At 74.5% G+C, this 21,128-nt stretch carries 18 protein-coding genes; 15 read left to right on the forward strand and 3 right to left on the reverse strand.

The genetic code is table 11. The annotated features are described in order from the left end of the window. The first annotated feature begins 75 nt into the window (after nt 1–75). From KSP35_RS15460 to KSP35_RS15475, 4 genes are read left to right on the forward strand one after another with little or no spacing between them, the layout of a single operon-like run. Nucleotides 76–1,320, forward strand: coding sequence for a sensor histidine kinase (locus KSP35_RS15460; RefSeq protein ID WP_216996718.1), 1,245 nt, complete (start codon nt 76–78; stop codon nt 1,318–1,320). Continuing rightward, nucleotides 1,317–1,970 (forward strand): response regulator transcription factor, encoded by a 654-nt coding sequence (locus KSP35_RS15465; protein WP_216996719.1) that lies wholly within the window; start codon nt 1,317–1,319, stop codon nt 1,968–1,970. The genes KSP35_RS15460 and KSP35_RS15465 overlap by 4 nt, the downstream gene beginning before the upstream one ends. A 50-nt stretch (nt 1,971–2,020) precedes the next feature. Continuing rightward, entirely contained in the window at nt 2,021–2,647 is a 627-nt protein-coding gene (locus KSP35_RS15470) for a carboxymuconolactone decarboxylase family protein (protein WP_216996720.1), read from the forward strand. A gap of 42 nt (nt 2,648–2,689) precedes the next feature. Beyond that, on the forward strand, nt 2,690–3,199 hold the full coding sequence (locus KSP35_RS15475) for a hypothetical protein (RefSeq protein ID WP_216996721.1): 510 nt from the start codon (nt 2,690–2,692) through the stop codon (nt 3,197–3,199). Between the two features lies 1 nt (nt 3,200). On the opposite strand, the gene KSP35_RS15480 is transcribed toward KSP35_RS15475, so the two are convergent. After that, a complete protein-coding gene (locus KSP35_RS15480) occupies nt 3,201–4,451 on the reverse strand; it encodes a DUF480 domain-containing protein (protein ID WP_216996722.1) in 1,251 nt (416 codons plus the stop codon). A gap of 138 nt (nt 4,452–4,589) precedes the next feature. On the opposite strand from KSP35_RS15480, the gene KSP35_RS15485 reads away from it, so the two are divergent. Together KSP35_RS15485 and KSP35_RS15490 are read left to right on the forward strand one after the other, a co-directional pair. Next, entirely contained in the window at nt 4,590–5,165 is a 576-nt protein-coding gene (locus tag KSP35_RS15485) for a hypothetical protein (protein ID WP_216996723.1), read from the forward strand. A 147-nt stretch (nt 5,166–5,312) separates the two neighbouring features. Then, nucleotides 5,313–7,211 (forward strand): alpha-1,4-glucan--maltose-1-phosphate maltosyltransferase, encoded by a 1,899-nt coding sequence (locus KSP35_RS15490; RefSeq protein WP_216996724.1) that lies wholly within the window; start codon nt 5,313–5,315, stop codon nt 7,209–7,211. A gap of 352 nt (nt 7,212–7,563) precedes the next feature. Here the strand turns inward: KSP35_RS15490 and KSP35_RS15495 are convergent, their stop codons facing one another. Beyond that, nucleotides 7,564–7,938, reverse strand: coding sequence for a hypothetical protein (locus KSP35_RS15495; RefSeq protein ID WP_216996725.1), 375 nt, complete (start codon nt 7,936–7,938; stop codon nt 7,564–7,566). A 459-nt stretch (nt 7,939–8,397) separates the two neighbouring features. Between KSP35_RS15495 and glgB the strand changes: the two genes are divergently transcribed. The 7 genes from glgB to KSP35_RS15535 all read left to right on the forward strand — a co-directional run bounded on the left by glgB (nt 8,398) and on the right by KSP35_RS15535 (nt 18,859). Then, the gene (glgB, locus tag KSP35_RS15505) at nt 8,398–10,518 is read left to right on the forward strand and encodes a 1,4-alpha-glucan branching protein GlgB (protein ID WP_371748983.1); all 2,121 of its coding nucleotides are present in this window, start codon (nt 8,398–8,400) and stop codon (nt 10,516–10,518) included. Then, nucleotides 10,518–12,332, forward strand: coding sequence for a malto-oligosyltrehalose trehalohydrolase (gene treZ / locus KSP35_RS15510; RefSeq protein ID WP_216996728.1), 1,815 nt, complete (start codon nt 10,518–10,520; stop codon nt 12,330–12,332). Before glgB ends, treZ begins: the two co-directional genes overlap by 1 nt. Continuing rightward, the gene (gene glgX / locus KSP35_RS15515) at nt 12,329–14,449 is read left to right on the forward strand and encodes a glycogen debranching protein GlgX (RefSeq protein ID WP_216996729.1); all 2,121 of its coding nucleotides are present in this window, start codon (nt 12,329–12,331) and stop codon (nt 14,447–14,449) included. The genes treZ and glgX overlap by 4 nt, the downstream gene beginning before the upstream one ends. Beyond that, entirely contained in the window at nt 14,449–16,500 is a 2,052-nt protein-coding gene (locus KSP35_RS15520; protein ID WP_216996730.1) for an alpha-amylase family glycosyl hydrolase, read from the forward strand. Before glgX ends, KSP35_RS15520 begins: the two co-directional genes overlap by 1 nt. A 60-nt stretch (nt 16,501–16,560) precedes the next feature. After that, the gene (locus KSP35_RS15525; RefSeq protein ID WP_216996731.1) at nt 16,561–16,959 is read left to right on the forward strand and encodes a hypothetical protein; all 399 of its coding nucleotides are present in this window, start codon (nt 16,561–16,563) and stop codon (nt 16,957–16,959) included. An 81-nt stretch (nt 16,960–17,040) separates the two neighbouring features. Continuing rightward, nucleotides 17,041–18,489, forward strand: a complete 1,449-nt coding sequence (locus KSP35_RS15530) for a site-specific DNA-methyltransferase (protein ID WP_254126796.1) — start codon at nt 17,041–17,043, stop codon at nt 18,487–18,489. Then, nucleotides 18,482–18,859: a hypothetical protein gene (locus KSP35_RS15535; protein WP_216996732.1), complete on the forward strand. Its 378-nt coding sequence runs from the start codon at nt 18,482–18,484 to the stop codon at nt 18,857–18,859. Before KSP35_RS15530 ends, KSP35_RS15535 begins: the two co-directional genes overlap by 8 nt. A gap of 13 nt (nt 18,860–18,872) precedes the next feature. On the opposite strand, the gene KSP35_RS15540 is transcribed toward KSP35_RS15535, so the two are convergent. Continuing rightward, nucleotides 18,873–19,838, reverse strand: a complete 966-nt coding sequence (locus KSP35_RS15540) for a pirin family protein (protein ID WP_216996733.1) — start codon at nt 19,836–19,838, stop codon at nt 18,873–18,875. 600 nt (nt 19,839–20,438) lie between these two features. Between KSP35_RS15540 and KSP35_RS15545 the strand changes: the two genes are divergently transcribed. Then, nucleotides 20,439–20,960 (forward strand): hypothetical protein, encoded by a 522-nt coding sequence (locus KSP35_RS15545; RefSeq protein ID WP_216996734.1) that lies wholly within the window; start codon nt 20,439–20,441, stop codon nt 20,958–20,960. Further along, a complete protein-coding gene (locus KSP35_RS25085) occupies nt 20,941–21,063 on the forward strand; it encodes a hypothetical protein (RefSeq protein ID WP_256444493.1) in 123 nt (40 codons plus the stop codon). The genes KSP35_RS15545 and KSP35_RS25085 overlap by 20 nt, the downstream gene beginning before the upstream one ends. Nucleotides 21,064–21,128: the final 65 nt, after the last annotated feature.

Here is a 21,128-nt window from a genome sequence, read left to right on the forward strand (position 1 = left end):
CGCCCACCGTTCGGCCACCTCGTCCTGGCCGAACGGCCGAGGGAAGGCCGGCCGGTCGACCCGTAGGGTTCGGACATGGTCCTGCCCCGCCGCGACGACACCGGCGCGCCAGGACCCCGGACCCTGCCCTCGGGCGCGGCCACCTGGGAGCGGCTGAGTGCGTTCGGCCCCCACGTGGTCGACGCCGGCCTGCTGCTCGGGGTGACCCTGCTGGTGCTGGCCGACCTGTACGTGCTCTACGTGGCCGAGGGCAGCACCTCACGGCGGGCGCTGGCCCACCTGGCGGTCAGCGCCACGGCCATCCCGGTGGTGGCCGTGCGGCGGCGGTGGCCGCTGGGCTCGATGCTGGCCGCGGTGGCGGTCATCCTGGTGGCCAGCTACGAGCACGACCTGCTGGCGCCCCGCTACAGCGTCGCCCCGTTCTTCGCGCCGGTGGCCGCCCTGGGTGCGGTGACCACGCCGGTCATCCGCCGCCAGCCGGTGGGCGCCGCGATCACCGCCGGCATCTCGGGCGCCCTCGCCACGTTCAGCCTGGTGCGGGCGCCGGCGTACGGGGTCGACGTGCTGCTGCTGGCGATCCTCTTCGGCGGCACCTACGTGATCGGCGTCGGCGCCGGGGTCTACCTGCGCGACCTCGACCGCCAGCAGCTCGTGGCGGCCGAGACGGCTCGCCTCGACGAGCGGATGGACCTGGCCCGCGAGCTGCACGACCTGGTGGCCCACTACGTGACCGGCATCGTGGTGCAGGCCCAGGCGGCCCGGGTGGTGGCGGACCGGGACCCCGACGCCGCCGGCCACGCGCTGGACCAGATCGAGGGTGCCGGCAAGGACGCCCTCACCGCGATGCGCCGGCTCGTGGGCTCGCTGCGCAACGAGGGAGCGACCGCCCCCACCGCACCGCCCGTGGGCCTGGCCGGCCTCGACGACCTGGTGTCGGCCAGCAGCACCTTGGGGCTCCACGTCGACCTCCACGTGAGCGAGGATGCCCACACCCAGGTGCCCGGGGCGGTGGCCGCCTCGGCCCACCGGATCGTGCAGGAGTCGCTCACGAACGTCCGGCGCCACGCCGAAGCCGCCACGCGGGCCGAGGTCGACGTGCGGGTCCACGGGGGCGCGCTGGTGGTGACCGTCACCGACGACGGCCACCAGCCGATCGGCGGTCGCTCCGGGGCCCCCGGGTACGGTCTCGTCGGCATGCAGGAACGGGCCCACGCGCTGGGCGGCACCCTCGTCGCCGGGTCCATCGACCCGCCGGCGCACGGCTGGCGGGTCCAGGCCGTCCTCCCGCTCGACGCCCCCGCCGCGGGGACGGTCCGGTGATCCGCGTGGTCCTGGCCGACGACCAGGCCATGGTCCGCACCGGCTTCAAGATGATCCTCGAGGCCGCCGGCGACATCACCGTGGTGGGCGAGGCGGAGGACGGCCGAACGGCCGTGGAGCTGGCCCGCCACCTGCGACCCGACGTCTGCCTGCTCGACATCCGGATGCCCGAGCTCGACGGCCTGGAGGCCACCCGCCTGCTCGCCGGGCCCGACGTGGCCGACCCGCTGCGGGTGGTGGTGGTCACCACCTTCGACCTCGACGAGTACGTGCACGCCGCCCTGGTCAACGGGGCCAGCGGGTTCCTCCTCAAGGACGCCGGGCCCGCCCTCCTGGTCGAGGCCGTCCGCGCCGCGGCGCGAGGCGACGCCCTGGTGTCGCCCCAGGTGACGGTGCGCCTGCTCCAGCACGTGCGAGCCGGCGCCTCCCGGCGCGCCGCGGTGCCCGAGCCCGTCGACGGCCTGACCGAGCGGGAGGAGGAGGTGCTGCGGCTGGTGGCGCTGGGCCACACCAACGCCGAGATCGGCGAGCTGATCTTCGTGTCGCCGTCGACCGTGAAGTCGCACCTGGCCAGCCTCCAGGTGAAGCTCGGGGCCCGCAACCGGGTGGAGCTGGCGGCGTGGGCCTGGCAGTCGGGGCGCATGGACTGAGCGGGCCACGTACGGTCCGGGCCGACCACGTCCCCGACCGAGGAGCCACCGTGCCCCGCCTGCGACCGGTGCCCCGTGCCGAAGCCCCCGAGGGGATCGTCACGACCATGTACGACTTCATCTTCGGCGACCGCGACCCGGTGGCCGAGCCGGGCCTGCCCAACGGCACCACCGGGGACTGGTGGACCGTGGTGGCGCAGTCGCCGGAGCTGCTCGCCCACTGCGTGAGCGGCTTCCAGTTCTACCGCTCGCCCGAGCGCGAGCTCCCGGCGGAGCTGCGCGAGGTCAGCCAGCTGCGGGTGGGGTGGGCGCGCGGGAGCCGGTTCGTCTTCTCCCAGCACTGCAAGGCGTGCCGCGACAACGGCGTGCCGGAGGAGAAGATCGAGGCCATCAGCGCCTGGGAGACCTCCGGCGCCTACTCGGCGGCCGACCGGGCGGTGCTGGCGTGGACCGACGCCCTGGTGCTCCACGGCGGCCGCGCCTCCGACGCCACGTTCGCCGCGCTGCGCGAGCACCTGTCGGAGCTGGCCGTGCTCGAGCTGACCTACATCGCGTGCTGGTACGACCTCCACGCCACCATGAGCAAGGCCCTGCGCCTCGAGCTCGACACCGCCGAGGACCCCGTCACCGAGCTCACCGGCGACGGCATCTCCGCCTCGCTGCGCCCGCCACGCTGAGGCGACCGGGCGCAGCCGGGCCAGCGGTAGCCTCGCCCCGACATGAGCGACCCGGACGAGCTGCCCTTCGCCGACCGGCCCCTCGTGGCCGCGGAGCCCGGCGAGCGGCCGGCGATCGTGCCGCCCTCGGCACCCCGCTCGTTCCAAGCCGCGGCCGGCATCCAGGGCCGCCAGTTCGCCGAGCAGGCCGACACGCTGCTGACCCACCTCGGCTTCGAGCTGCGCGGCCGGCGGGTGCTGGCCGAGGTCGGCGTCGAGATCGACCAGGAGGCGGTCAGCCCCACCGGCACCCTGGTCTGGTTCGAGTACAAGGGCTCGGTGCAGGGCCACCGCCCCGGCCTGCGCCGCACCGACACGCTGAAGAAGGCCATCGCCAACGGCGCGCTGCTGCGCGCCCTGGCCGAGCCGGCCCCCTACGTGGTCATCACCTCGCACCTGCCGGAGGCCGGGTCCGGCGCGGCGATGCTGGCCGCCGCCACCGAGCTGGGGTACCTCACCGACGTCGTCTGCCTCTACGACCCCAGCGCCACCGCCCGCCTGAAGCGCTGGTAGCTCAGCCCGGCCGGCGGGCCAGGACGTAGAGCCGCTCGGTCTCCACCTCGGCCCCGGCGATGGGGCTGCGGCGGTACCACTCGACCTCCACCAACCCGGCGGTGGCGACCGCCCGCAGCACCTGGTCGGCGGCGTGGAGGGTGAAGTCGACGTCGACCGCGTGGTCCCACCAGTCGTCGAAGTGGCGGACCTCGGAGCCGAGGTGGAGGGCGAAGGCCAGCCAACCGCCGGGCCGGAGCGCAGCGGTGAGCAGGGCGACCGCCGGCGGCAGCTCGGAGCCGGCGAGGTGGACCAGCGAGTACCAGGCGGTGACCGCCGCCCAGCCTGCGGCCCCGCCGGCCGGGGCCGGGAGGGCCGTGAGGTCGCCGACCGCGAACCCGAGCTCCGGGAAGCGGCGCGAGGCCTCGGCCACCATGCCCGGCGAGAGGTCGAAGCCCCGGACGTCGGCACCGGCGGCGGCCAGGTGGAAGGTCACCTGGCCCGGACCGCAGCCGGCGTCGGCCACCGGGCCGCCCTCGGCGAGGTCGGCGACCCGCTCCAGCAGCCAGCGGTCGAAGGGCTTCCGGTCGAGCTCGTCGAGCAGGTGGTCGGCGTACGAGCCGGCCACCTCGTCGTAGGCCGCCACCACCTTGGCGTCGCGCGCGGCCGGACCGGCGGCGAGGACGGCCTCGGTGACGGCGGGATCGGGGCCGACGGCCGTCGCCGGGGCCGGGGCCGCACCACCGACGTCGTGCACCGCGACGGGGCCCAGCAGGTGGATCCACCGCGCCTCCTTCTGGCCCGGCCGGCGCTCCAGCTCCTGCACCAGCGGCTCGGATCGGGCGGCCAGCGAGGCGAGGGCCTGCTCGACCCCGGTGAGCTCGCGGAAGGCGTGCAGCCGCTCGGAGCGGGACCGCAGCTCGCCCGGCGTCTGCGCGCCGCGGAGCAGCAGCACGGTCAGCACGGCCCGCTCGCCCCCATCGAGCTCGAGGCGCTCGTCGAGCACCTGGCGGTGCTTCACCACGCGTGCGCCCTGGGCCGCGTGCACGAAGCGCACCAGGCCGCGGGCCTTGAGGGCGTCGAGGGCGCCCTGCACCTCGGCCTCGACGAGGTCGAGGATCGGGTCGCGGCCCGAGGACTGGTTGCACGCCGTGCGCAGCCCGTTCAGGGTCATGGGGTACGAGGCGGGCACGGTGCGCTCCTTCTCGAGGAGGCTGCCCAGCACCCGCTGCTCGACGCCGTCGAGCGTGGGCCGTTCCATCGAGGCGTCCATGGCCCGGACCCTACGAGCGCCGGCGCCGCCGTGGTGCCGGCGCGGACCTGAACGGACCCTGACGGGAACCGCCCGGGCCATCCCATTCGTCCAGGTCGGTGCCCGGCTCCTACCGTGGAGGCCGAAGGGGAGGCTGGCGTGGTCCCAAGGGTGGTGCTGCCGATGCTCGCCGTCGTGGTGCTGCTGGCGGCCGCCTGCACCCACAAGGGAACGAGCGACAAGGTCACGGTCGAGAGCAAGCCGTACGTCGCCGCCCTCGTCCGAGACCTGGTGGGCCACGGGGTCGGCGACATCGAGGTCAGCGGCACCCAGGCCCGCTGCCTGGCCCCCCGATGGGTGAACGTGCTCCAGCCCACCCGCCTCGAGGCCGCCGGGATCGAGCCCTCGGCGCTGGCCGCCGACGCCGGGATGGACGCCAAGGCGGCCAAGGTCCCGCTCACCGACGCCGAGATCGGCAAGCTGGTCGATGCCTTCGGCGACTGCGACATGGACCTCAAGGCCGCCTACATCGACCACGCCACCGCCGGGGCCACGCTCTCCGACGACGACCGCTCGTGCCTGACCGACGCCCTCTCCGACGACCTCATCCGACGCATCACCACCGTCGAGGTCACCAAGGGCGCCGCCGCGGTCGACCGGGACGCCACCCTGTCGAGCGACCTGTTCACCGCGCTCAGCGCCTGCCCGGGAGCCATCGCCCTCGACGGGGGTTGAAACGGGGCGCGCATCGGATCGGGCATCATCGGGCAGGGGGCAACGGTCCCCCACCGCCACCGAGCCGAGCTCCCGTGACCCCACCAGCCGAGAAGCCCCGCACCTCGAAGGCCCCCCTTCGCGCCGCCCACGAAGAAGCCGGGCCGGGTGCGGGTGGAGCGCCCCCGCCCCGACCTCGACGGCGGCCGCTACGCCCCCAAGCGCACGGTCGGCGATCGGGTCGAGCTCTCGGCGGAGGTCCTGCGTGACGGCCACGAGGTCCTGCGGGCCGACCTGCTGGTGCGTCCGCCCAAGGGCTCCTGGACCGTCCACCCGATGGTGAACGTCGACGCCGAGACGCTCGGCGTGCGCTGGGCGGCGTCGGTCGACCTCGACCGGCCGGGCGCCTGGACGTGGACCGTGCGGGCGTGGGCCGACGTGCTGGCGTCGTGGCGCCACGAGCTGCACCGCAAGCACGACGGCGGGCAGGACGACCTCGACAGCGAGCTGGCCGAAGGCGCCCAGCTGCTCGAGGCGTGTGCCGCCCGGGCCGACGACACCGACGGGCCGGCCATCGCCGAGGCCGCCGCTGCGGCGGCCGACACCACGCTCCCGACCGCCGAGCGGGTGGCGATCGCGCTGCACCCCGCCCTCGTCGACGCCACCGACCGGCACCCCGACCGGTCCGAGGCCAGCGACCTGTCGCCCTCGCGGACCGTCCAGGTCGCCCCGGCGCTGGCCCGCTTCGGCGCCTGGTACGAGCTGTTCCCCCGGTCGTGGGGCGGCCTGGCCGGCGTGCGCCGCCGCCTGCCGGCCCTGGCCGAGCTGGGCTTCGACGTCCTCTACCTCCCGCCCATCAGCCCCATCGGGCTCACCAACCGCAAGGGCCGCAACAACACCCTCGTGGCCGGGCCGGACGACCCCGGCTCGCCCTGGGCCATCGGCGACGCCACCGGCGGCCACGACGCCGTGCACCCGGAGCTGGGCACCGTCGAGGACCTGGAGGGCCTGGTGGCCGACGCCCGCGAGCTGGGCCTGGAGGTGGCCCTGGACCTGGCCATCCAGTGCTCGGCCGACCACCCCTGGCTCACCGAGCACCCCGAGTGGTTCCAGCACCGGCCCGACGGCACGCTCAAGTACGCCGAGAACCCGCCCAAGAAGTACCAGGACATCTACAACGTCGACTTCGACTGCGAGGACTGGCCCGGGCTGTGGTCGGCGCTCCGCGACGTGGTGCTCACCTGGATCGACCGGGGCGTGCGGGTGTTCCGCGTCGACAACCCCCACACCAAGCCGCTCTCGTTCTGGGAGTGGCTCATCGCCGGCGTGCACAAGGCGCACCCCGAGGTGGTCTTCCTCGCCGAGGCGTTCACCTACCGGGCCATGATGCAGGAGCTGGGCCGGGTGGGCTTCGACCAGGGCTACACGTACTTCACCTGGAAGCAGAGCGCCGCCGAGCTGGCCGAGTACGTCACCGAGCTGGCCGGCGACGAGCGCGAGCTCTTCCGCCCCAACTTCTTCGTCAACACCCCCGACATCCTCACCGAGCAGCTCCAGCACGGCGGGCCGAACACCTTCGTGAGCCGCCTGGTCCTGGCCGCCACCCTCTCGCCCTCCTACGGCGTCTACTCCGGCTTCGAGTCCTTCGAGCACGTGGCCGTGAAGGAGGGCTCCGAGGAGTACCTCGACTCGGAGAAGTTCGAGGCCCGGGAGCGCTCGCTCGACGGGCCGCTGCTGCCGCTGGTGGCGGAGCTCAACCGCATCCGCCGCAGCCAGCCCGCCCTGCAGCACCTCGCCGGCACCCGGGTGCTGGCCACCGAGAACGAGGCGCTGCTCGCCTACGCCAAGGTGGCGGCGGGCGACACCGTGCTGTGCGTGGTGCTGCTCGACCCCGACCACGCCCAGGAAGGGGTGTGCATCGTGCCCGACGACCTCGGCCTCCCGCCCACCTTCGAGGTGGAGGACCGCCTGACCGGCGAGCGCTTCCGCTGGCAGCTCGGCCGCAACTACGTGCGCCTCGAGCCCGGCAGCCGCCCGGCCCACGTCCTCGCCGTGGTCGGTCCCTGACGTGGCCGCCACCCCCAAGCCCACCGTGGCCAACCCGGCTCGCCCGCCGGCCACCACCACGCCCGAGGCGCTGGCCTCGTGGCTGGGTGCCCGCCGCTGGTACGCCGGCGGCGACGGCGACGGTCCCCGCACCGTCGAGCTGACGACCGTGGCGCTGCCCGTGGAGCCATCGGTCGCCATCGGCCTCGTCGACACCGCCCGGGGCGACCGCTACCAGCTGCTCGTGCCCGACCCGGCCAGCCGACCCGATGCTGCCGACGACCCCGAGGTCGCCGCCGCCCTCGCCACGTGGATCGCCGAGGGCGGTCGCTCGCCGGCCGCCCCCGCCGGCTCCGTCACCGGGCACTGGCCCTCAGCCACCGATCGCCTGGGCGACGCGGCGGCTCGCCCGCTCGGCGGCGAGCAGTCGAACACCTCGGTGGTGGTGGGCGGCACCCACGTGCTGAAGGTGCTGCGCCGCCTCCGCTCGGGGCCCCACCCCGAGATCGAGGTCGGCCGCCACCTCGCACGGGCCGCCGACGCCGGCACCGCAGCGCCCGTCGCCCGCCTCGCCGGCTGGTACGAGCTGACCGAGCCCGGCGGCCAGGCCACCGCGCTCGGTGTGGTCCAGGAGCTGGTCCCCGGCGCCCTCGACGCCTGGGGCCTCGTCCTCTCGGCGCTCGCCGGCGACCCCGAGGGCCTGCTCACCCGGTTGCGCGACCTGGGCCGGGACCTCGCCACGCTCCACGACGCGCTCGCCCTCCCTGGCGGCGATGGGGCGCCGGATCCGGGACGCGCCCGAGGCGTTCGGCGCCGTGCCCCTCGCCCGCGCCCGGCTCGCCGACCTCGCGGTCGGCGTGGCGGCCGGCGCCCAGCGCACGCTGGCCACGGGGCTCGACCGGCCCGACGCGCTCGCCTCGGTCGTCGGCCGCGCCGGCGACGTCACCGCCCTCGTCGACGGCCTGCTGCACGCACTGGGGACGGACCTCGGCGCCGCCATCCGCCACCACGGCGACCTGCACCTCGGCCAGGTGGTCCTCGGGCCGGACGGCTGGGTGATCCTGGACTTCGAGGGCGAGCCCACGCGGTCGCTCGACGAGCGCCGCCAGCGCCACTCCCCGCTCCGCGACGTGGCCGGCATGCTCCGCTCGTTCGCCTACGCCGCCGCCACCCACCGGCGCTCCGACGGCCGGCCGCTGTCGCCCGGCTGGGAGCCCGCCGCCCGGGCCGCGTTCCTCGACGGCTACCTGGCCACCGTCGACCCCGCCCTGCTGCCGTCCTCGGCGGCCGCCACCCGCACGCTGCTCACCCTGCTGGAACTGGAGAAGGTCGTGTACGAGATCGACTACGAGCTGGCCCACCGCCCCGACTGGGTCGGCCTGCCCGTCGAAGGCCTCCGACGCCTCCTGGAGGGCGGGTCGTGACCGCCCCCGATCCCGCCGGGCTGGTCGGCGAGCTCGACCGACACCTCCTCGCCGAGGGCCGCCACCTCGAGCTGCACCACCACCTGGGCGCCCACCTCCGCACCGTCGACGGCGCCGAGGGCGTGGCCTTCTCGGTGTGGGCCCCCGCCGCCCAGCACATCTCGGTGGTGGGCGACTGGAACTACTGGGACCGGGCCACCACGCCCATGGCCCGGGTCGACGGCTCCGACGTGTGGGCCGCCTTCAGCACCGATGCGCTCGAGGGCCACCGCTACAAGTTCGCCATCACCGGCCCCGACGGGACCACCGTCGAGCATGCCGACCCGATGGCGTTCCGCACCGAGGGCGCGCCCGCCACCGCCTCGCTCGTGCACACCTCTCGCCACCAGTGGGGCGACGCCGACTGGCTGGCCGGCCGCGACGCCGCCGACCAGTGGGCCTCGCCGATGTCGATCTACGAGGTCCACCTCGGCTCGTGGCGGCGCGACCCCGCCGAGCCCCTCCGCGAGCGCACCTTCCGCGAGGTGGCGCCCGAGCTGGCCGCCTACGTGAAGGACCTCGGCTTCACCCACGTGGAGCTGCTGCCGGTGATGGGCCACCCCTTCGCCGGCTCGTGGGGCTACCAGGTCACGTCCTACTTCGCCCCCGCCGCCCGCTGGGGCGAGCCCGACGACCTCCGCTTCCTCGTCGACACCCTCCACCAGGCCGGCATCGGGGTCATCCTCGACTGGGTCCCCGCCCACTTCCCCAAGGACGAGTGGGCGCTGGGCCGCTTCGACGGCACCCCCCTCTACGAGCACCCGGACCCGCGGCGCGGCGAGCAGCTCGACTGGGGCACATACGTCTTCGACTTCGGCCGCGGCGGGGTGCGGAGCTTCCTCCTCTCCAACGCCCGCTTCTGGCTCAGCGAGTACCACGTCGACGGCCTCCGGGTCGACGCCGTGGCCTCGATGCTCTACCTCGACTACTCCCGCCCGGCCGACGGCTGGCTCCCCAACGAGCACGGCGGCCGCGAGAACCTCGAGGCCGTGTCCCTGCTGCAGGAGGTCAACACCGTCGCCCACGCCGACCACCCCGGCGTGCTGTCGATCGCCGAGGAGTCCACCGCCTGGCCCGGCGTCTCGCGCCCGGTCGACGGGGGCGGGCTGGGCTTCGGCTTCAAGTGGAACATGGGCTGGATGCACGACACGCTCGACTACCTGGCCCAGGAGCCCATCCACCGCCGCTACCACCACCACGACCTGACCTTCGGGCTGCACTACGCGTTCACCGAGAACTTCGTGCTGCCCCTCTCGCACGACGAGGTCGTCCACGGCAAGGGCTCCCTGCTCACCAAGATGCCCGGCGACCGCTGGCAGCAGCTGGCCAACGTGCGGGCCCTCTACGGCTGGATGTGGGCCCACCCCGGCAAGCAGCTGCTGTTCATGGGCGGCGAGCTGGCCCAGGAGCGCGAGTGGGACCACGACCGCTCGCTCGACTGGCACCTGCTGGCCGATCCCGGCCACGGCGGCGTCCAGCACCTCGTGCGGGACCTCAACCACGGCTACCAGGCCCGCCCCGCGCTCTGGTCCTGCGACTTCGACCCCGCCGGCTTCGTCTGGCTGGTGGGCGACGACGCCGACCGCAACGTGGCCGCCTTCCTCCGCATCGGCTCGGCCGGGCAGGTCCTGGCGTGCGCCGCGAACCTCTCGCCGGAGCCCCGCTACGAGTACCTCCTCGGCCTGCCCGCCGCCGGCCGCTGGCGCGAGGTGCTGAACACCGACGCCGAGGCCTACGGCGGCTCCGGCGTCGGCAACCTCGGTGCGGTCACCGCCGACGGCCCGGCGGCGCACGGCCAGCCCACCTCTGCGCCCGTCACGCTGCCGCCCCTGGCCGTGGTGTGGTTCGAGCTCGAAGCGACCTGATGGCCGGCCCGCCCCCCGACACCGATCCCCTTCCGTTCGAGCGGCCCCTCGGCGCCCACCCGCTGCGCGGCGGCGGGTTCGAGGTGCGGATCTGGGCGCCGCGCGCCAGCGCGGTCCACGTGGTCCTCGGCGACCCCGATCGCCCCGACGACCCTGCCCGCCTCCACCGCGCCGAGCCGGAGGGCCACGGCGTGTGGACCTGTCGGCTGTCGTGGGCCCAGCCCGGGCAGCGGTACTGGATCGACCTCGACGGCTCGCGCTGGGCCGACCCGTGGTCCCGCTCGCAGCCGAGCGGCACGGCCGGCCCCTCGGCCCTGGTCGACCCCGCCGCCATCGGCGCCGTCGCCCCCGGCACCGCAGGGCGCCCGCCCCGGCCGACGCTGAGCCCTCGAGGCGCGGTGGTCTACGAGCTGCACGTCGGCACCTTCTCGGCCACCGGCGACTTCGCCGGCGTGATCGACCACCTCCCCGAGCTGGCCGCGCTCGGCGTGACCCACCTGGAGCTGCTGCCGGTCGCCGAGTTCCCCGGCCACCGCGGCTGGGGCTACGACGGCATCTTCTGGAGCGCGGCGGAATCCACCTACGGCGGCCCCGGCCGCCTGGTGCAGCTCGTCGACGCCGCCCACGAGGCCGGCCTCGGCGTCATCCTCGACGTCGTCTACAACCACGTCGGGCCCACCGGGGATCTGATCTACGACGCCTACGGGCCGTTCTTCACCGACCGCCACGGCACCCCCTGGGGCCAGGCGGTCAACGTCGACGGCGCCGGCTCGGGCGGCATGCGGGAGACGATCCTGCAGAACGCCGAGTGGTGGATCGGCGAGGTCGGCGTCGACGGGCTCCGCGTCGATGCCTGCCACGCCATCGTCGACCAGGGCGCCCGGCACGTCCTCGGCGAGCTCACGTCGCGAGCCCGGGCGGTCCACCCCCAGGCCCTGCTCGTGGCCGAGAGCGGCCTGAACGACCCGCACGTCCAGCGCGACGAGGCCCACGGCGGCTGGGGCTTCAGCGCCGACTGGAGCGACGACTTCCACCACGCCCTCCGCACGCTCCTGACCGACGACCGCCAGGCCTGGTACGCCGACTTCGGCGCGGTGGCCCAGCTGGCCAAGGCGTACCACCGGCCCCTGGTGCACGACGGCACCTGGTCGGGCTACCGGGACCGCCGCTTCGGCGCCCCTGCCGACGACCTGGCGCCCGAGCGGTTCGTGGTGTTCGCCCAGAACCACGACCAGGTGGGCAACCGCCCCCTCGGCGACCGCCTGCCCCAGCCGGTCCGGGCGCTCGCCGCGCTGTGCACGCTCTTCGCCCCCTTCACGCCGATGCTGTTCATGGGCGAGGAGTACGGCGAGGACGCCCCCTTCCTCTTCTTCTCCGACCACCAGGAGCAGTTCCTGGCCGATGCCACCCGCGAGGGCCGGCGGGCCGAGTTCGCCGACTTCACCGCCGCCACCGGCGAGGAGGTCCCCGACCCCCAGGCCGCCGACACCTTCGAGCGCTCCCGCCTCACCCGTCGCGTCGACCAGGGCCTCGCCGACCTCTACCGCCGCCTGCTCGCCCTGCGCCCGCTGCTGCCGCGCACCGAGGTCACCGTCGCCTTCGACGAAGCCGCGAGGTGGTTGCGGGTGGAACGGGGTACATCGGTGCTCCTGGCCAACTTCGCCGACGTCGCCCGCTCCGTCCCCTGCCCCCCGGGCCGGGTGGAGCTGGCCACCGACGCCTCGATCGCCTCGCCGGTCAGCCCCGCTGACCCGCACCTCCTGCTCCCCGCCCGCTCGGGCGCCCTCGTCTGGAAAGCACCCCCCACCCCATGACCCGACCAACCTGGCCGGGCCGGCCCTTCCCCGTCGGCGCCACCTGGACCGGAACCACCACCAACTTCTCGCTGTTCTCCGAGCACGCGACCGGCGTCGAGCTGTGCCTCTTCGACGACGACGGCGTCGAGGAGCGCATCCCCGTCCTCGAGCGCAAGGCGTTCCACTGGCACGTCGAGCTGCCCGACGTCGGCCCCGGCCAGCGCTACGGCTACCGCGTCCACGGTCCGTGGGCACCGGAAGAGGGCCACCGGTTCAACCCGGCCAAGCTGCTGATCGACCCCTACGCCCGGGCCATCGAGGGCGGGGTCGACGAGGCCGCCGCCTCCACGTTGCCCTACGTCCCGGGCGGCGAGGACCCCGACCTCGAGATCGACGACGAGGACGACGCCGTCGCCATCCCGAAGAGCGTCGTGGTGGACGACCACTTCGACTGGGAGGGCGTCGAGCGGCCCCGCACCCCGCTCTCGCAGAGCATCTTCTACGAGATCCACGTCAAGGGGTTCACCAAGCAGCACCCCGAGGTGCGCGAGGACCTGCGCGGCACCTACGCCGGGCTCGCCTCCGAGGCGGCCATCGCCCACCTGGTGGAGCTCGGGGTCACCGCCGTCGAGCTGCTCCCCGTGCACCACATCGCCGACGAGGGGTTCCTCCACGACAAGGGCCTCACCAACTACTGGGGCTACAGCTCCATCGGCTTCTTCGCCCCGCACTCGGGCTACGCCGCCACCGGCGAGCGCGGCGAGCAGGTCCGCGAGTTCAAGGGCATGGTCAAGGCCCTGCACCGCGCCGGCATCGAGGTCATCCTCGACGTCGTCTACAACCACACCGCCGAGGGCAACCACCTCGGCCCGTCGCTGTCGATGAAGGGCATCGACAACGTCTCGTACTACCGCTCCATGCCGGACGACCCCCGGTACTTCCTCGACTGGACCGGCACCGGCAACTCGCTGAACATCGTGCAGCCGAACGTGCTGCGCCTCGTCACCGACTCGCTCCGCTACTGGGTGGAGGAGTGCCAGGTGGACGGCTTCCGGTTCGACCTCGCCTCGGTGCTCGGCCGCGAGACCTACGACTTCGACAAGGGCTCGGGCTTCCTCGATGCCTGCCACCAGGACCCGGTCCTCTCGCAGGTGAAGCTCATCGCCGAGCCGTGGGACGTCGGTCCCGGCGGCTACCAGGTGGGCAACTTCCCGGTGCTGTGGGCCGAGTGGAACGGCATCTACCGCGACCACGTGCGCGACTTCTGGCGCGGCCAGGACTCGATCGCCAACCTGGCCGACCGGCTGTCGGGCTCCAGCGACCTCTACGGCGACGACGGCCGGCGCCCCAACGCCTCCATCAACTTCGTCACCGCCCACGACGGGTTCACCATCGCCGACCTGGTGGCCTACGACGGCAAGCACAACGAGGCCAACCTCGAGGACAACCGCGACGGCACCGACGACAACCGGTCCTGGAACTGCGGCGCCGAGGGCCCCACCGACGATCCCGCGATCTGCGAGCTCCGCGCCCGCCAGCAGCGCAACCTGCTCACCACCCTGCTGCTCTCCCAGGGCGTGCCCATGGTGCTCGGCGGCGACGAGATGGGCCGCAGCCAGGGCGGCAACAACAACGCCTGGTGCCAGGACACCGAGATCAGCTGGCTCGAGTGGGACCTGGCCGACGAGCAACGGGCCCTCCTCCACTTCACGCAGCGGCTGGTGAAGCTCCGGCGGGACCACCCGGTGTTCCGACGCCGGTCCTTCCTCCGCGGCGCCACCAGCGACAGCGGCTCGATCCCCGACGCGTGGTGGTTCGGCGCCGACGGCCGCAAGATGCCGCGCCGGAAGTGGGAGGACGGGTCCGAGAAGGTCCTGGGCCTCTTCCTCAACGGCGGCGCCATCACCGAGCGCGACCCGCGCGGGGCTCGCATCACCGACGACTCCTTCCTCCTGCTGGTCAACGGCTGGGAGGACGAGGTCACCTTCACCCTGCCGGCGGCTCGCCTCGGCCGGCAGTGGTCCTTCGAGCTGGGCACCGCCTGGCCCGACACGCCGGCCGGCGACTGGACCGTGCCGGCCCGGGCGCCCGTCGCCTGCCCGGCCCGATCCGTCACCGTCCTCCGGCGGAAGTGATGGCGGCACCGGCCCCACCGGCCTGGCGGGCCACCTACCGCCTCCAGCTCACCGCCGAGTTCGGCTTCGCCGACGCCGAGGCGGTGGTCGACCACCTCGCGGCCCTGGGCATCTCCCACGTCTACCTCTCGCCCTCGCTGGAGGCGGTGGCCGGCTCCACCCACGGCTACGACGGCACCGACCCCACCCGCGTGTCCGAGGAGCGCGGCGGCGAGGCCGCCCTGCGCTCGCTGGCCGCCGCCGCCGCCGAGGCCGGCATGGGCGTGCTGCTCGACATCGTGCCCAACCACCTGGCGGCGTCGGACGAGACGCCGTGGTGGGCCGACGAGGAGGAGCGCCTCCGCACCTTCGACGTCGACCCCGACACCGGCTGGTACCGCCGCTTCTTCGACATCGACGGCCTGGCCGGCGTCCGCCAGGAGGACCCCGAGGTCTTCGAGCGCACCCACGTGAAGATCCTCGAGCTGGTCGCCGACGGCGTCGTGCACGGGCTGCGCATCGACCACCCCGACGGCCTCGTCGACCCCGCCGGGTACCTGCACCGGCTGCACGACCGGGCCGAGGTGCCGATCTGGGTCGAGAAGATCCTGCACCCCGGCGAGGCGCTGCGCCCCTGGCCGGTGGCGGGGACGGTGGGCTACGAGTTCGCCATCGAGGCCACCACCCTCTTCGTCGACCCCGACGGCGAGGCGCTGCTCACCGAGACCTACGCCGACCTCACCGGCGACACCCGGCCCTTCGCCGAGGTGGCCTCCGACGCCAAGCGCGAGCAGCTGGCCGGGCCGTTCCGCCGGGAGCTCGACCGCCTCGTGGCGCTGGCCCCCGACGTCGGCGCCGACGCCCTCGCCGAGGCCATCGTGCGGTTCCCCATCTACCGCACCTACGTGGAGCCCACCTCGGGCCTGGTGACCAATGACGACCAGGCCGCCGTCCGCGCCACCGAGGCGCCGGAGCGCCTGACCCGCCGGCTGCTGCTCGACGAGCGCGGCCACGACGAGCTGGTCACCCGCTTCCAGCAGACCACCGCACCCGTGGTGGCCAAGGGCGTCGAGGACACCGCCTTCTACCGCTCCACCCGCCTGCTCGCGCTCAACGAGGTGGGCGGCGACCCCGAGCGGTTCTCGCTCTCGGTCGACGCGTTCCACGAGGCGTGCGCCGACCGGGCCGCCCGCACACCGTTCGGCCTGCTCGCCGCCACCACCCACGACACCAAGCGCTCGGCCGACAGCCGGGCCCGGCTCGGTGCGCTGGCCGGCATGGCCGAGGACTTCAGCCTGCACGTGCGGCGCTGGTTCGACCTGAGCGAGCACCTCGTGGGAGCCGACGGTCCGGACGGCGCCGAGCGCTGGCTGGTGTTCCAGACCCTGCTGGGCTCCTGGCCCATCACCCTGGACCGCCTCGACGACTTCCTGCTGAAGGCCCTGCGCGAGGCCAAGGTCCGCACCAACTGGGTGGACCCCGACGTCGCCCACGAGGCGGCGGTGCACCAGTTCGTCCGCGACCTCCTGGAGCTGCCGGCCTTCGTGGCCGACTTCGCCCCGTTCGCCGAACAGGTGGCCAACGCCGGCGAGTGGGCCTCGGTGGGCCAGACCCTGCTGCGGGCCACCACCCCCGGCGTCTGCGACGTGTTCCAGGGCGACGAGGACTGGTTCCTCTCGGTCGTCGACCCCGACAACCGACGCCCGCAGGACTGGGAGCGGCGGCGCCTGCTGCTCGAGCGCGTCCGCTCCGGTGCGACGCCCACCCGCTCGACGGCCAAGCTCCACGTCCTGTTCCACGCCCTCGCGCTGCGCGCCAACCGACCGGCCCCCTTCACCGAGGCGTACACGCCGATCGAGGCCGGCCGGGCCACGGTGGCCTTCCTCCGCGGCGACGCCGACGACGTGCTCGTGGTCGTGCCCGTGCGCGACGACCCCGAGGCCCGCCTCGCCGTGCCCACCGGCCGCTGGCGCGACGCCCTGCACGGGGGCGACCGCGACCTCCCTGGCGAGGCCCGCGTGGCCGAGCTGGTCGGCCCGCTGCGGGTGGGCCTGTGGGAGCGGCTCGACTGATCCGGCCCGGCTGGCCGTTCGACGGGCTGGCGGGCCGGACCGGCGGGTAGGCGGACCGGCATGGCAGATGCGCAGGACCAGGCCGTGAACCTCGACGACGACGAGCTCGACGGCGAGTACCCGCCGGACCACCTGATGGGGGCCGAGGCCTACGGCGAGGCCGGGGCCGAGCCCGGCGCCCCCGAGTCGGTCGAGAAGCGCGCCGCCCGCGAGGAGCCCGAGGAGCTGCCGCTCGACCCGACCCTCACCGTCGGCGAGGACGGTGTGGTCCTGGCGCCCGACGACGACTTCTCCGGCGACCCCACCCTGCGGGACGTGGTCCAGGAGCGAGAGGCCCCCATCCCGGCCGAGGAGGCGGCCCTCCACGTGGTGGACGAGGGCCTCGCGGACTTCGACTCCGAGGTCGACGACCCGGCGCTCGAAGCCGCCTGGGAGACCGACCCCGAGGTCGAGCGCTGACGCCGGGCGTCGAACGGGCGCGCGCCGAACACGCGCGACCCGAGCCTGTTCGCCGTCACCCCCCACCGGTAGGGTTCGGTCGTGGCTGAACGAGCGAACCGGCGCCCCGGCACCTCCACCTCCAACTTTGGGGTCGGCCGCCGCGAGAACCACGACGCATCGGGCTTCTACGAGCGCTTCAGCCTTCCGGAGGTCTCCACCGACGCCACGGTGGCCGAGCGCCGGGCGATCGACGAGGTGTTCGTCGGCCCCTCAACCGACATGCACCAGCTCGAGGACGGCTCGGTCGCGCTGGTCGTCACGTCGCCGCCGTACTTCGCCGGCAAGGCCTACGAGGAGGCCCTCGGCGAGGGACACATCCCGTCGACCTACGTCGAGTACCTCGACATGCTCGAAGCGGTCTTCGCCGAGTGCGTGCGCAAGCTGGAGCCCGGCGGCCGCATCGCGGTCAACGTCGCCAACCTGGGTCGCAAGCCGTACCGATCCCTGTCGAGCGACGTCATCGAGATCCTCCAGGACCGGCTCCACCTCCTCCTGCGGGGCGAGGTCATCTGGGTGAAGTCGCGCGGGGCGGCGGGCTCCTGCGCGTGGGGTTCGTTCCAGCGGCCCACGAACCCGGTCATCCGTGACCTCAGCGAGCGGGTCATCATCGCCAGCAAGGGCCGCTTCGACCGAGCCCTCAACCAGCGCCAGCGGAGCCAGCAGGGCCTGCCGTCAGAGGTCTCGCTGTTCCGGGACGAGTTCATGGAGGCCACCACCGACCTCTGGGAGATCGCCCCCGAGCGGGCCTCCCGCGTGAACCACCCGGCGCCCTTCCCGGTCGAGCTGCCCCAGCGCCTGATCCACCTGTACACCTACCGCGGCGACCTGGTGCTCGACCCGTTCATGGGTTCCGGCACCACCGCGGTGGCCGCCGTCGCCACCGAACGGCACTACGCCGGCTACGACACCGACGCCGACTACGTCGCCGCCGCCCGCCAGCGCATCGCCGCCGAGCAGGAGCGGGTGGCGGCCCAGCGCGCCGATGCCTCCGCACCGCCTCGGGCGGCCCTGTCGTCGCCGCCGGCCCCCGCCGACGACGACGAGGCCTTCCACGTGCGGGCCGTCCGCGAGGGTCGCGCGGCGCGCGACCTGGCCCGTGAGGCGCTGGAGCACAGCGGCTTCACCGACATCCACGAGAAGCAGGCCCTGCCCGAGGGGGTCGACATCAGCTTCACCGCCCACGACGCGGGCGGCCGCCGGTGGTTCGTCGACGTGTCCGGCGGCTTCACCTCCAGCCGGCCCGGCCTGCGCCGGGCCGACACGCTCTGGAAGGCGCTGGCCAAGGCCGCGGTGCTGCACCACGCCCACCCCGACGTCCCGCTGCTGCTCCTGACCACCGACGCCCCGGCGCCGGGCACCGCCGCCGATGCCGCGCTGCGGACGGTGGTGGGCCCCGATGCCCCCGTGTGCGACGTCGTGGTCCTCTCGTCGCCCGAGGACCTCGCTCGCCTGGCCGCCCACGGCGGCGGCGCGGCGGCCCGTGCCTGACGCCGCCCGGTCGGGCTGGCCCGGCCGCCTGGCCGTGGCCATCGTGCGGTCCGACCCGCCGCAGGTGTTCCTCGCGTCGGACCAGGAGGTGCTCGGCCGGGTGCTGGCCCTCCGCCTCGTGGCCCAGACCCGGCCCGGCGAGGTGTCGGCCGAGGCCATCCAGGAGATCCGCGACGCCCTGCTCGAGGAGCGGTGGGGCGATGCGGTCGCCGCCTGGATCGGGGCCACCGGCGAGGCCATCGACGCCTACCCGGACGACGACGTGTGGACCGAGGAGCGCTTGGACCTCGCCATGGCCACGCTCGAGCTGCGCCTGGCGCCGATCTTCGACGACGGGCCCCCCGCCGCCGACCACGACGTCGACGGCTGAAGGGCCCCGCTGCTCAGCGGATGCCGAGGGCGTTGGGCGGGATGACGCCGAGCTTGCCGGCCTCGTAGTCCTGGAACGCCTGGAGCAGCTCGGCCCGGGTGTTCATGACGAACGGCCCCTGGGCCTGCACCGGCTCGCCGATGCGGCGGCCGCCCAGGACGAGCACGTCGAAGGCGTCGGTGCGGGCATCCGGGCTGGGGCGCCCGCCGAGGGTGAGCACGTCACCCGCCGCGGTCACGGCGAGCTGTCCGGCCTCGATGGGCCGCTGGTCGGCGCCCACCGTGCCGTTGCCGGCGAGCCCGTAGACCAGGCCGTTGAAGTCGCCGGTCCACGGCAAGCGGACCTGGGCGCCGGGAGCGATGGTCAGGTGGGCCATGGTGATGGGCGTGCGGGTGGAGCCGGGCCCGGCGTGGCCGCCGAGGTCGCCGGCTATGAGGCGCACCAGCGCCCCGCCGTCGGGCGAGGCCAGCAGCGTGACGTCGTCGCCCTCCAGGCCCTGGTAGTTCGGCGAGACCATCTTCTGGGCGGCCGGGAGGTTCACCCACAGCTGGATGCCGTGGAACAGCCCGCCCTTGGCGACCAGCCACTCGGGCGGCGTCTCGATGTGGAGGAGGCCGCTGCCGGCGGTCATCCACTGGGTGGCGCCGTCGGCGATCACGCCGCCGCCGCCATGGGAGTCCTGGTGGACCATCACGCCGTCGATCATGTAGGTCACGGTCTCGAAGCCGCGGTGCGGGTGCCAGGGGGTGCCCTTGGGCTCACCGGCGGCGTACTCCACCTCGCCCATCTGGTCCATGTGGATGAACGGGTCCAGCTCGTGGAGGGGGACCCCGGCGAAGGCGCGGTGGACGGGGAAGCCCTCGCCCTCGAAGCCGCGGGGAGCGGTGGTGAGGGAGGTCACGGCGCGGTCGGTGGCCGTGGTCGGATCGGGCTCGACGAGGCGGGGGAGGGTGAGCGTGTCGGCGGTGACGGCGGGCATCGTGGGCTCCTTCTGGCCAGCCCCCGTTCGGGTGGCTCGGCTCTTGACCCAACATGGTTGCGCGCACAACCATTCCCGTCCACCGGGGTGCGCCGTCGCCCCGTCCACGTGGTGCACCGGTGTGGCACCCTGGTGCCGACCCCGCCTCGTGCGGGTGCATCGGGAGGTGGGCGTGGCGGCACCAGACGACGACGACGGCGGCGGCGGCGAGCTGCCTCCCCTGCCCGACCTGGCGCCGCTGCCGGAGCTCGTGCCGCTCCCGCCGCTCGACGCGGTGGCCCCGATGGTCGACCCCCTCCCTCCGGTCGAGCCGATCGACCCGGTCGACCCGCTGCCCCCCGGTGCCGTCCGCGGAGCCAGCCGTGGTATCGGGTCGAGGTGCGGGCCCCAGCGCCGGGGCGGGCGAGGTCCTCCCCGCCGCCGGTCCACGTCGCCGGGCCCGATCGAGGTCGGCCACCGCCGCCACCGCCCCGACCGGCGCCGCCGAGCGCCGACCACCGTCCACCGCCACCCGCCGCCCCTGCTCCACCGACGAGCTGGCGCCCCGCCGCCTGGAGCCCCACGCCCCGGTCCCGGGCCAGCGGTCCCAAGCTCCCCCTGGTGGTGGCGGCACTGGTCGTCCTCGGCGCCGTGTTCGCGATCGTCGTCTCCTCCAGCCCGAGCGACGACGCACCCCCGCCCGTCTCCATCGCCGTACCGACCTTCGACCCCACGCCGGACCCCACCTCCACGACGGTGTCCCCGGAGCAGGTCGCCGCGGCCTCGCTGGCCCGCTGCCAGGTGATCTCCGGCCTGCTCCCCGCCGCCCTGGCCACCTCAGCAGCCATCGACGGACCAGCCCTGATCGCCCAACCCGGGATCCCCGACCGCGCCACCGACGAGGGGAGCTGCATCTGGACGGCGCCCGGGGGCTCGATCGTCGTCGGCCTGCTGCGCTGGCCGAACGCCGGCCTGGCCCTGGCCACGGCCGCCACCCTCGAAGTCGTCAGCTCGCGACGGCGAGCACGTCGCCACCAAGCTCCTGGAGGCGACGCCCCGGGTTCACCTGGCGCTGCGCGACCACTCGCCGGCCGGCTCCGACGCCGCGTCCACCGACCTCGAGGTGCTGGCGGTCTCCGGTGACCGCACGCTGCGGTTCCAGTTCTACGGGCTGCCCGCCGAGGGGCGGATCAGCGACGAGCGGGCCTTCAACCTGGCCACCACCGCCCTCCTCGTCACCGGCTGACCGGCCTTCGATCGCGACCGCAGGCCCGGTGCCGACCGGAGGTCTCGCGGCCCGGGCGCGACGAG

Origin of the sequence: Aquihabitans sp. G128 (genome assembly GCF_019048865.1) — a bacterium.
In the GTDB taxonomy this organism is placed as follows: Bacteria; Actinomycetota; Acidimicrobiia; order Acidimicrobiales; family Iamiaceae; genus Aquihabitans.

Bases quoted from the DNA above. Each gene is read 5' to 3' on its own strand.
- KSP35_RS15460 (WP_216996718.1), top strand. From the start codon at position 76: ATGGTCCTGCCCCGCCGCGACGACACCGGCGCGCCAGGACCCCGGACC.
- KSP35_RS15475 (WP_216996721.1), top strand. From the start codon at position 2,690: ATGAGCGACCCGGACGAGCTGCCCTTCGCCGACCGGCCCCTCGTGGCC.
- KSP35_RS15480 (WP_216996722.1), bottom strand. From the start codon at position 4,451: ATGGACGCCTCGATGGAACGGCCCACGCTCGACGGCGTCGAGCAGCGG.
- treZ (WP_216996728.1), top strand. From the start codon at position 10,518: ATGGCCGGCCCGCCCCCCGACACCGATCCCCTTCCGTTCGAGCGGCCC.
- glgX (WP_216996729.1), top strand. From the start codon at position 12,329: ATGACCCGACCAACCTGGCCGGGCCGGCCCTTCCCCGTCGGCGCCACC.
- KSP35_RS15520 (WP_216996730.1), top strand. From the start codon at position 14,449: ATGGCGGCACCGGCCCCACCGGCCTGGCGGGCCACCTACCGCCTCCAG.
- KSP35_RS15525 (WP_216996731.1), top strand. From the start codon at position 16,561: ATGGCAGATGCGCAGGACCAGGCCGTGAACCTCGACGACGACGAGCTC.
- KSP35_RS15540 (WP_216996733.1), bottom strand. From the start codon at position 19,838: ATGCCCGCCGTCACCGCCGACACGCTCACCCTCCCCCGCCTCGTCGAG.